The organism is Hwangdonia seohaensis, assembly GCF_031932625.1.
Classification (GTDB): domain Bacteria; phylum Bacteroidota; class Bacteroidia; order Flavobacteriales; family Flavobacteriaceae; genus Hwangdonia; species Hwangdonia seohaensis.
This window is the reverse complement of record NZ_JAVSCK010000001.1, coordinates 304,925-317,105: the sequence shown is the minus strand read 5'-3', so window position 1 is coordinate 317,105 and position 12,181 is coordinate 304,925. Positions and strand designations below refer to the sequence as shown.

Below are 12,181 nucleotides of genomic sequence, written 5' to 3'. Positions count from 1 at the left end.
ATAGTTTAGGTAGTTAAACCAATGGAAAGCTTTCCTTTTTTTCTGAATAAGAAGATTGGGATGCTTTTTTGTTTTAGAGAAGTTTTTATTTTTTCCTTATCCTACTTTTAGAAGTATTTACGCCCTCTAGTTCAATGCTTAATGGCTTAGGCTTGTCAAGGCCTTACTTTGAAAATGAAGATTATTTTAAGAATATTGGATGCACGCATTGAATTAAATATCATTCTATTTCGGTACTAAATTACTGCCAATAACATTGGTTCGTTTAATAATCAGGTCATCTATTTAATTAATTTTATACGTACATCCAATTTTTAATTTACTTATTGGGTAATTTCAGGATTCCTCTCCAAACATGGTCTGTTCTGTGTTCAGGTAAAAAATTACCATCATCATCAAGCAGGTCTACAAAACTATCTGTATAGCCCTCGCCCGTGGCCCCAGCAAATCTACCAGTACCGCCATTAAAGGAGAACTTGTCCTGAAATTGAAGTTCATATAGTTCATGATTTTCTTTGGGATAAACCTCTCCAATTTCACCTTCAGCAGGAATTTTTATATATAATTTATCTCCATTTGCGGCAACAAATGTACCTATACCATTTTTGTAAAAAGGGGTGCCCTCAATTCCACAAAAAGAGATGGTGACATCCATGGATCCTAGGAGTGTTGCTTTACCTTTTCCAACTTGGTAGTTAAAACCTAGGTAAGGGTCTTCCGTACAAACTCCTTCTCCTGTATTATCATAATTTCGGTCTGTATAAAAATTTGCCTTAAAAGGAACTGTTATAGCTCCATCTCCAGAAGGGATGCAAGCAGAAAAAAGTGTCATACTCAAGATACTGAGTATTATGGTTTGAATTGTTTTCATGACTTTTGTTTTTTAAAAGGTTAATAAATTTTGTGGTTTTTGCTGCCATAACTTGGTTAACAAAATGATTGTGATGACCATCCGAGTAAATGGTTTATTACAAATATGGAAGAATTTTTAAAGCAATGTGTATCAATCATGTTGCGAAAAGCTTAAACTTTTCCAAAAATTATGTTGCTTTTTTTGGTAATTTGAATTCAAACGTGAAGTAGCAAAGTACATGAAAGCCTTAGTGTTCCAAGTGGGAATCAGGTTTCCAAGGGAGGTTCATTTTTTTCATTAAGGCTATAAATCGAGGCATCTCATGTAGTTTTTCTGAAGGGTACCAGTAGGGTACGTCTTCCATTCTGCTGCCATTAGCGTATGCTGTTTCAAGATAATCCAAGGCTTCATTGTATTTACCTGCAAAAACATAACAGTGGGCTTTCCGTAATAAATCTCCTGTAGAATCAACGACCCATTGCAGCAATCCATTTCGCCCGGAGGTATTGTAAATACTGTCCAAAGTTTTAGGTGTATATGCAATATCATTCATTTCAGCGAGTTCCCTAAGGCTCTTTAAAACAAGTCTGTCGTCATTTTTTTTTAGGCATATAAAAAATTTATACCACTGTGGGGTCTCGTGGATTTTGTTTAATTCTCCGGCTAGATGTGATTCGCTAAGCGCTTTATCAAATTCTCCCCTGTTTAAATAGAGTTTTGCACTAACCTCCCTTACAATAAAGGATAACGGGTCTAGCTCTAAAGCTTTGTTAATGTGATTTCTAGCTTCAAGATGTCTTCCGGTCGTACTTAAATGTTCTGAATAGCGATGGTGAAGCGTAGAATAGTTTTTGTTAAACCGTAAAGCATGTAGGAACATATTTTCTGCTTTTTCCCATTCCCAATCTATAAAAAAATAAAGCGTAGCTAAAACCGTATAGGCTTCAACAAGGTTTGGATCAAGTTTTAAAGCTTTTAGTGCCAGTGCTTCTGCCTTGTTTCTAAGGGTTATCATTTTCTCGTAATCCTCAGTGTACCAAATCATTAAAAAATGAGTATCGGCTAAACCGGCATAAGCTAAAGCGTAATTTGGGTCTTCGGCAATAGCTTGTTCAAAATAGTTGATGGCTGTAGCATATTCATTATATACACGTTTGCCCCAATAATAACGCCCAAGTTGGTAGAGTTCAAAAGCTTTAACATTATCGGTTTGGTTTTTTTTTATGTTGAGGGCCTGTTTTTTTGTTAGAATAGTACTTAATCCAGAGGCAACCTCTATGGCAATAGCACTTTGTATTTTAAAAACATCTTTAAAATCTTCATCAAATGTTTTGGTCCACAAGTGGTCGTCTTGTTTTGCATCAATTAATTGAACTGTAATTCTAGCTTTATTTTCATGTTTTTGAATGCTGCCTTCAATGACATAGGAAACGTTCAATTCCGAAGCAATATCAGACACCTTTTTGTCCGGGTCTCTATGTCGATACGTATCGGAAGAGGTTCTGGAAATAACCTTAAACTCCGGGACCAATGATAGCCGATTGAGTAAATCTTCTACTAGGCCATCTGCAAAGTGTTGATTCTGCGCATCGGTACTCAGGTTTTTAAAAGGTAATACAGCAATCGATTTTTCTTTTGGAGAAGTAGATCTATTGTGGTTAATTACATAAATTGCAGTGAGGCTTATCAGAAAGACTAAAATGGCTAGAGCAGTAAATTTAATAAGTGATGCTCGTTTTTTTCTATTGGTTAAATGCTTTATTGATTGTTTGTCAATCACTGAGGGTTCAAAAATAGATTTGCTTTCTACTTCATTTCTTTTGGTCTCATGTTGTTGTTTCTTTGAGTATATATGTTTGGCCTCACTTGGTGGATAGCCATAAAAGTCCAAAAAGCATTTATGAAAATAAGAGCTGCTATTAAACCCTACCTTATAGGCGATCTCTGAAGTCGTAGCAGCATCTTGTTGCAATAATTCCAAGGCTTCTTCAAGTCTAATTTCCCTAATAAACTGGCTAATGGATTGGCCTTTTAGCCGTTTTAGCTTTCTGTGTAGTTGTGAACGACTTACTGCGGCCAATTCTGATAATTCCTGTACACTAAAATGTTCGTTTTCAAAGTTGTTAAGTACAACTTGCTTCAGTTTATTCAGCAACTGTTCATCTTTATTCATTTTTAAGCGTAACAGAAAGGTTGGTTCGTAGATTAATCCTACTCTAATCTAAAGGTACAATTTTGTACGTAAAATTGCAATCTTTTGAATAACAATATGATAGGTGTAAAATAATGGATTTTTCTGATTTTTTTAAACATATAGAAAATTGGAATATTTTTTTGTTTTCTGGAAGGTCTATTTATTAAAATCTTAAGATTAAAATCATTTTTGATTTCTTTCTGATTTTTATCATAAAATATTAAAAACTAACAAATTAAGTGAAATTAATAGTCGATATAAATTAACAATTCGTTGTGGTTTAATAGATGATAAAACATCTATTTTAGCTACATTTATAGTTTAATTTTTTAAACACATTTTTTTATGGAACATATATATAGTAAATGGTACCATCCTTACACGCCGGCAAAAAAATATAAAAAGAAAGTAGCCTATTTTAGTATGGAATTTGGCATAGACCAAACATTTAATATTTACTCTGGAGGCCTTGGGTTTTTGGCAGGATCGCACATGCGTTCTGGTTTAGAGTTAAAACAGAATATGATTGGGATTGGCATGCTATGGAAGTATGGTTATTACGATCAGGCGAGAAATGAAGACCAAACATTAAAAACAGAATTTAACGTAAAGCATTTTGATTTTTTAGAAGACACCGGCATAGAAGTAGAGATAAAGCTTCATGATAATCCGCATGTAAAGGTTAGGGCTTATGTTTTAAAACCTGAAGTTTTTGGAACCGTACCCATGTATTTTTTAAGTACTGATGTTGATGGGAACGACCATTTATCAAGAACAATTACAAATCACCTATACGATCAAAACCCAGTAACAAGAGTCTCCCAAAGTATTGTGTTGGGCATTGCAGGCGCTAAAGTTGTTGAAGCTTTAGGGGGCGCAGATACTTATCATTTAAATGAAGGGCACGCATTACCGGCATTTTATTATTTAAGAGATAGAGGTGTAACCAAAGCGCAAATGGTGTTTACTACGCATACACCCGAAAAAGCAGGAAATGAAGAACGAGATGCAAGACATTTAAACAGATGTGGTTTTTTTGGTAGAACACTTTCCGATGAAGAGTTACATCGTGAAATGGTAAACGGAGGAATGATTAATTATACCGTTTCGGCATTACGAATGGCTAGAAAGGCAAATGGAGTATCAAAACTTCATGCTATAGTTGCTAATGATATGTGGAAGGATTATGATGATATTTGTGAAATTATTCCGATTACCAATGCTCAAAATCAAAAATTTTGGCAAGACGAAATAATCAAGAAATCTTGGATGAAAGCGGATGCTGTTATTTACAAAGAAAGAAAAACGCAGTTAAAAAGCGAACTTTTTGAAGAGGTTTACAAGCAAACGGGAAAACGATTTGACCCTAACGTATTAACTATTGTATGGGCAAGACGTTTTGCAGCCTATAAAAGAGCAGATCTACTCTTGCGTGATTATAATCGTTTTAAAAGATTAATTTCTAACAATACGCACCCTGTACAGATTATTTGGGCAGGAAAACCATATCCTTTTGATTACAATGCCATAGATGTGTTTAATCATTTGGTGCATCAGTCTAAGCATGAGCCAAATCTCGCCGTGCTTATTGGTTACGAAATAGACTTGTCTAAAAGATTAAAATGTGGTTCAGATGTTTGGTTAAATACACCTAGAATTACTCGCGAAGCTTCGGGCACAAGTGGTATGACGGCTGCAATGAATGGTTCTGTAAATGTATCGACAGACGATGGTTGGATTCCCGAATTTAAGAAAGATGAACAAAATTGTTTTGTATTACCGGCATTGGACCATCATTCGCCAACTTGGGATCAGGATAATTTAGATTCAGATAATTTATACCATATTTTAGAAAATAAAGTTATTCCAACCTATTATGATAATCCTGATAAATGGCAGGACATTGTGTTTAAAGCTATGGATGATGTTATCCCTGAGTTTACAACGCAAAGAATGGCAGATGATTATTATAAGAAGCTGTTCAATTAAAAATTGTATCGATTAAAGTGTTCCTTTTTTCTTTATAGAAAATTGGAATGCTTTTTTGTTTTATAGCCTTTCGTAGTGTAAACCGCTAGCACTTTTCTGCGCAAAACACCGACAAGGGCAATGTATTGATTTACATGTGAAAGCTTTTGTGTTTAAAGCAATCTTTAAAATAACTGGTCATACAAAAAAGCATATTTGTAAAGTTCGGCCTCAATCCAATCCTCGGGTGTTAATGCCCCTCCATGACCAGATCCAGGGATTACATACATCCCATAAACAGACGACGGATGTCTGAGCTCTTGAAGTGTTGCTAAAAATTTATAAGAATGAAAAGGAGGTACTCTATCATCCTGATCACCTGTTATTAATAGAACATTTGGATAAACCACATTTTTTTTAATATTATGTAAAGGCGAATATGATATTAAATTTTTAAAATCTGTTGAGTCTGATACAGTACCAAACTCGTTAATATTGGTGCTAACAGAACCTGCCGTATAATTTCCAAAGCGCAGCATATCAAATGGGCCTGCTTCAGCCACAGCGGCTTTAAACAGTTCTGGTCTTTGAGTTAAGGCCGCACCTACCAATAATCCCCCATGAGACCTTCCGTTAATGCCTAAATGTTTTGAATTTGTATATTTTTCGCTGATGAGAAACTCGGCAGCGGCAATAAAGTCATCAATAGCGTTTTGTTTTTTCAACCTTCTTCCTGCAATACTCCATTCCGCGCCTTTTGCACCTCCTCCTCTTATATTAGGAATAGCAATAACCCCACCATGAACAAGCCAAAGTGCAAGTGATTCATCAAATGCAGGCTCTACTGTTATGCCATATCCGCCATACCCATAAAGTAATGTTGGGTTTTTGCCATTTAATTTAGTGTTTTTTAAACAGGTAATGTACATTGGGATTTTAGTTCCGTCTTTTGATGTGTACGTTACATATCTGGTCTCTATAGACTTGGGATCGTAGGGAACCGATACCGATACGCTAGGTTTAAAGGTTAAATCTTTTAATGATAGTTGATACCAAAGATTGGGATGGTAAAACGATGAAGTACAAAAATCCGTATATTCAACATCATCATTATTTTCGTATAAATAGTTTACTTTTTTCCCGTCGGGAAAATCTATTTTCTTTAGTAAGTTTCCTTTTAAATCAAAAATCAACGCTAAGTATTTGCCTTCGTTTCTATAAATACATGCAATTTTTTCTTTTCCTAGACGGTTAACATTTGTTAATATAACATCATATTCAGGGATTATTTCCACGGGTTTATTTGGTATATTTAAATCTACCATAAGTACTCGTCCGTTAGGTGCAAACCAATTGGTTTTCAAAATTATAGTATCCCCGAAAGCAGCTTCTATTTCAATGTCTATTTTATTGTCATTAGGATAAACAAGAAACTTTTTAAGAGAAAAAGAATCAAGACTTTTATTTGTAACTGAAAGAGCTTTGTAGTATTTATTGTTGTGTTTGAATTTGTGATAAAAAAATAGTTTATCATTCAATTTAAAATAATGAAACTGATGTGTACCCGTGGTATCTGGGTTTTTATAGACCAAAATATCTTCTGATTGAGGCTGCTCTATTTTGTGGTAGTATAATTCCTGGCCTACAGCCTTATCTAAAAGTTCACGGCCTTTTACAGGCGCTCTATATCTGTCGTAATAAACAGCTCTTCCGTCCCATATTATTTGACTGCCTGTTCTTAAAAAATTAAGAGAATTATGAATTTGTTGTCCGTTCTTTAAATTATAAAAATAAACTTCTCTCCAATCGTTTCCGTTACGAGACATTTCAATGGCAACCAGGTCTTCTTTCTCGTTTACATACCGATTGGTAATTGATATATGGTCGTTCTTATCGTGTAAAAGCTTTTTAACATCAACTAGCATCTTATAATTGCCTTTCTCCCTTGGTCTAAAAAGCAAATTACCAGACCGATTTGTACTTTGCCACTTGTAATAAAATTGATATTTACTTTTTAAAGCTTTGTCTTTTATTACGTAGCCGTTTAAAGTCTCCTCTTTAGTGCCCCAATACATGGCGCCTACTTGCCCTTTTAAATTATAAGTTTTTAGATATTTATTTTTTATTTTGGTTTTTAGCTTTTCTTGAGATTCAAGCCATGTTTGTAGTCTGGCGTCATCAGGGTTCTCCATCCATTGATATGGGTCTTTTACAACCGTGTTAAAATATACATCAACAATAGAATCTTTAGGCGCGACAGGGTAATTAAGGGGTCTTTGGGCAAATGAATCAAATAAAACAAAAACGAAAATAAAGTTAAGATAAAATTTAATCATAGGTTTTGAATTTAAATACTGTTACATTTTGTATAGATTCATAGCTGTTTTAATATTGCGATTTAAATATATAATTTTAATTACAATTAGCAATTTGGAAGAATTGAATAATGTGTTGGTGTTTTAAGGGGAAGCTTTACTTTTTTCCGAATACGAAAATTGGAGTGCTTTTTTTTAAGTATTTGTAATCTAAATGTGACCTTTCATAAACATTTGTGTCCAATAAAGAGCTATTAATCAATAAAGAGAGTTTCAAGAAATTGCGGCTCTTTTTTATTTTTTGGCAGATTTTAAAAAATCGGATATTTTATGGTATTGGTTAAAATGAAAACGGTATCTGATAATGGTTTTAAAACTAAAACATAATAATTATCTGGTAATAAAAAGCTTACTGTTTTTTTGTTATATTTATTGTGTTTAATCGTTTTTCTTAAAATTTACAATCGTACTAAAATACACCCAAGTGTGTTTTAGTAATTCCTCTCTAAGTATTTTTTTAAGACCATCGCTAAGATGAATTACTAGATGTGCTATCTGTAAGTTAATTATTGTTTCTAAGAACTGTAAGGGCTAAACAAGAAAAGCATTTAAGGAAATAAATATTGTATGAACATTTACACCATTATAATTACTGAGTTTTTACTTTTGTCTTCCAGTATACTTCTATTATTTAGATTAAGAGCAAGACTAGGTTTAGCCCCACATTATATTCTTTTAGGGGCAGTTCAATATTTGCAAGCCAATTTGGGGAGTTCCCTTAGTTTTATTTTTTTCGACGATTATCTCATTTACCATGGTTCCATAATTTTATTTAGTGGGGTATTATTTACTGTTTTATTAATTTATATAAAAGAAGGCGTCGCTAGTGCAAGAGCACTTATGTTGGTGTCATTATATCCTTTTAATAATGTAAGTTCTCTTAATAATACCGTAAGTTTTTTACAGCCACAAGCTCAAACTAAGGGTCTTAGTATGGTTTTGGAAATCTCAGAAAAAGAAATTAATCTCATTAGTGATGAAAGAAGAGTTGAGCAAATTCTATTAAATTTACTCTCTAATGCTATCAAATTTTTAAACAAGGAAAAATATTAGTAAAAGTAGATGTATATAAAAATGTATTAACCACTCAAATAATAGACAACGGAATTGGTATAAGCAAAGAAGATCAAAACAAATTACTCATGCCTTTTATACAGTTAGAAGGCGGATTAAATAGAAGTCATGAAGGAACAGGTCTCGGATTAGCTATCACTAAGAACTTAATCGAAAAATTAGGAGGAACAATAAACGTAGAAAGCAAAATAGGTAAAGGAAGTAATTTTATATTTACATTACCAATAGAAAAAATGGATAATATTTGAAAATCAGAAAAAAAATACAAATTAGATTTTTTGGCATTGCTTTTATACTCGCGGTAAGCCTTATGAGCATTGTCTATTTTTCTATGGTGTCACATTTTGAGCGTCAAGAAGGTGATAAGCTAAAAAACAATGTAATACAATCAGCAAAATCTATTGATAATTTTATGTTTACAAGGGTAAAGGATCTAAATATCTTAAGCAATAACCCTTTGTTTAGTACAAGTTCTAATACTACAATTTCAAATTATTTGTCTAGAGTAGTTGAGCAATATCCTTATTACGACAACATTACTTTTATAAACACAGAAGCTATTATTTTGGCATCTTCTTCAAAAGAGCATATAGGCTTAAATATCATAGATATTGAGCCAGATATTGAAGAAGAATTTTACAAAACACTAAATGGTGGAGATGACGATGTATATATTTCAGATATAGCTAAAATTTCACAAAAAGAAATTAATGAAAATTTGCCATTAGATATTGAGTTACTCAGCAATGTAATTGATTTAGACGGAAATGTAATTGGTGTATTAGTAGGGTTTGTTAATGTTCAATTTATAAAAGATATAACATACGACATTGACAACAGAACCATAGGTAATGAATACGCATATTTGGTTAACAGCACTGGAGATGTCGTAATTTCAGCAAATCCTAAAACTGTAATTTTACAACCTCACCCAGATTTATCTTTTAAAGAGCTGCAACGAAAACTAAAAAATGAGGAAAATGGGTATATTATATATAAAAACTCTAAAGGCAAAAAGGTAATTTCAGGGTTCTCAGATTTATCCGAATATGGTACCGATAAAGTTGGGAACTGGTCATTGATTTCTACAGCTCCTTATGATGACATAATGGTGCCTATTTATCAGATACTTTACAAAGAATTAATCACTTTTGGCGTTATTCTTTTGCTTTTATTTTTATTAACCATTAACCTTTCCCGTTCATTATCAAAACCCATAACTCAACTACAAAAAGCTGTTTCTAAATTTGATATTAATAATAAACCACTTGAATTAAAAATTGATACAAAAGACGAGGTAGAAGAACTTAGTTTATCGTTTAATACGATGTCAAAAAACATTTATAATTCGTCTGAAGAAAGAAAGCGTATTGCCAATCTTTTAAATGAAAGTAAAGAACAATTAGATAATATTATTAATAATATCGGCGACCCTGTTTTTGTAAAAGACGATCAAAGCAGATTGCTCATTGTAAATGATGCTTTTTGTAATATTTTCAACCTTTCTAAACCTGATATAATAGGTTTAACCCTTGCTGAACATGTAACCGAAGAAGAACGAGAAAGTTTTTTAAAGATTGATAAACAAGTTCTTGAAGATGGTATCGAAAACACTAACGAAGAAAGTCTAACAATAAAAGACCATGAAACTCGAATTATTTCTACTAAAAAAACAAGGTATATTGATAAAAATGGTACTAAGTTTTTAATTGGAGTTATTAGAGATATTACAGATAGGAAAAAAGTTGAAGAGAAAATTTTAGAAATACAGCAAAAGTTAGAAGCTGCCATTAGAATTGGAAACATTGGCTATTGGAGTTGGGATATTATAAATGATAAAGTGGAATGGTCAGATTTAATGTATGAAATATATGATGTTGACCCAAATACACCATTAAAATACGATACCGTTTTAAGTTGTGTACATCCAGATGATAGGGAGTTTCATAATAGATTAGTTGAACAACGCATAAAAAATAAAGACAATTCACCTTTTGAATATCGCGTGCTTTGTAAAGACAATACCATTAAATATGTAATGGTACAAATGGAAGTGGTAGAGAATAACCAAGGCGAAGCAATTGCTTTTCAAGGAACGGTAATTGATATTTCAGAAAGAAAAAAGGCTGAAGCAAAACTTATTGAAAGTGAAGAATACCTCGATAACATTATAAATAATATTGGAGACCCCGTATTTGTTAAAGATCATAAAAGCCGTTTTCTCATAGCAAATGATGCTTTTTATAAATTATTTAATAGGGAGAAAGACGAAATATTAGGTAAAATTTTTGCTAATAGTGTCCCTCCAGAAGAAAGAGAAAGGTACCTAAAGGTGGATAATCTAGTCCTATCTGAAGGAATTGAGGACGTTAATGAAGACAGCGTTAATGTTGAAGGAGGAGAAACGCGATTTATTTCTACAAAAAAAACCAGATTCATTGATGAGAAGGGTAATAAGTACCTTATTGGAGTAATAAGAGATATTACTGAACGAAAGAAACAGGAAGAAACATTAAAAGAGAGTGAGGCTAAATTTAGAGCCATGGTAGATGCTTCACCCATAGGAATATTTTTTGTAAATCCCGATGGAAATGTAACCTATGGTAATGCAGCCGATATACGCATGATAGGATTAACCCAAGAAGAAGCACTAGGTTTAAACTGGGTTAATGCCATACACCCTGAAGATAGAGAAAGAGTTACAAAAAAATGGGTAGATGCCATGGAAGCAGGGATACCATATAAAGATCAAGGGCGTTATTTACATAAAGATGGTAAAATTGTATTTTGGGATGTTATTACAGCTCCGGTTATCATTGACAACGAAATTACTGGGTATATAGGTATGGTTGTTGATATTACCGAAAAAGTAAAATCAGAAGAGGAAATCACAAAATATAAAAACCATCTAGAAGAATTGGTAGAATTAAGAACAAACCAATTGGAAAAAGAGAAAATAAAAGCACAATCGGCCGATTTAATGAAGTCTGCATTTTTGGCAACCATGTCTCATGAGTTAAGAACACCCATGAATTCAATAATTGGCTTTACTGGAATATTATTAAAAGAAATAGCGGGACCACTTAATGAGGAGCAAAAAAAGCAACTAGAAATGGTTAAAAATAGTGGCGAGCATTTATTAGGTTTAATTAACGATGTTTTGGATATTTCTAAAATTGAGGCAGGTAAATTAAAGGTGTCATTTTATCCTTTTAATTACTTATCATGTTTAGAAAAAACCATAGAATTTCTATTGCCACAAGCTTCAAAAAAAGGGCTAGATATTAAAACAGAAATTTCTAGTATGGATATTACTTTAGTAAGTGATGAACGAAGGATTGAGCAAATTCTATTAAACTTACTGTCTAATGCCATTAAATTTTCAAAAACCGGAACTGTGCTTGTAAAAGTAGCTGTTAAAGATAAAACACTTGTTACACAGGTAATAGACCAAGGAATCGGAATAAGTAAAAACGATATTATAAAATTATTTATGCCGTTTATTCAACTTGAAGGCGGGCTTAGTAGAAACCATGAAGGTACTGGTTTGGGGCTAGCAATTAGTAAAAATTTAATCGAAAAATTAGGAGGTTCCATTCATGTAGAAAGCGAGTTGGGAAAAGGGAGTAATTTTACCTTTAAATTACCATTGGAACACTCCAATAATAAATAATGTCAATTATCAAACAATTAACTAATTAAAAGTAATATTTTACA

The 12,181-nt window shown here is 32.8% G+C and carries 7 protein-coding genes; 4 read left to right on the top strand and 3 right to left on the bottom strand.

Annotated elements, in window-relative coordinates; translation table 11 throughout:
* Positions 1–319: 319 nt before the first annotated feature.
* The gene (locus tag RNZ47_RS01355; protein WP_311935359.1) at positions 320–871 is read right to left on the bottom strand and encodes a hypothetical protein; all 552 of its coding nucleotides are present in this window, start codon (positions 869–871) and stop codon (positions 320–322) included.
* 229 nt (positions 872–1,100) lie between these two features.
* Positions 1,101–3,026 carry a helix-turn-helix domain-containing protein gene (locus RNZ47_RS01350; RefSeq protein ID WP_311935357.1) on the bottom strand — a complete coding sequence of 642 codons (1,926 nt, stop codon included), beginning with the start codon at positions 3,024–3,026 and terminating at the stop codon, positions 1,101–1,103.
* Positions 3,027–3,392: 366 nt separating this feature from the next.
* On the opposite strand from RNZ47_RS01350, the gene glgP reads away from it, so the two are divergent.
* The gene (glgP, locus tag RNZ47_RS01345) at positions 3,393–5,036 is read left to right on the top strand and encodes an alpha-glucan family phosphorylase (RefSeq protein ID WP_311935355.1); all 1,644 of its coding nucleotides are present in this window, start codon (positions 3,393–3,395) and stop codon (positions 5,034–5,036) included.
* 164 nt (positions 5,037–5,200) lie between these two features.
* On the opposite strand, the gene RNZ47_RS01340 is transcribed toward glgP, so the two are convergent.
* Positions 5,201–7,351, bottom strand: a complete 2,151-nt coding sequence (locus RNZ47_RS01340) for a prolyl oligopeptidase family serine peptidase (protein ID WP_311935353.1) — start codon at positions 7,349–7,351, stop codon at positions 5,201–5,203.
* Positions 7,352–7,957: 606 nt separating this feature from the next.
* Here RNZ47_RS01340 and RNZ47_RS01335 point away from each other — a divergent pair.
* From RNZ47_RS01335 to RNZ47_RS01325, 3 genes are all read left to right on the top strand, one after another.
* Positions 7,958–8,443 carry a sensor histidine kinase gene (locus RNZ47_RS01335; RefSeq protein ID WP_311935351.1) on the top strand — a complete coding sequence of 162 codons (486 nt, stop codon included), beginning with the start codon at positions 7,958–7,960 and terminating at the stop codon, positions 8,441–8,443.
* On the top strand, positions 8,419–8,712 hold the full coding sequence (locus RNZ47_RS01330) for an ATP-binding protein (protein ID WP_311937463.1): 294 nt from the start codon (positions 8,419–8,421) through the stop codon (positions 8,710–8,712). Before RNZ47_RS01335 ends, RNZ47_RS01330 begins: the two co-directional genes overlap by 25 nt.
* A 62-nt stretch (positions 8,713–8,774) precedes the next feature.
* On the top strand, positions 8,775–12,137 hold the full coding sequence (locus tag RNZ47_RS01325; RefSeq protein WP_311935349.1) for a PAS domain S-box protein: 3,363 nt from the start codon (positions 8,775–8,777) through the stop codon (positions 12,135–12,137).
* Positions 12,138–12,181 lie beyond the last annotated feature (44 nt).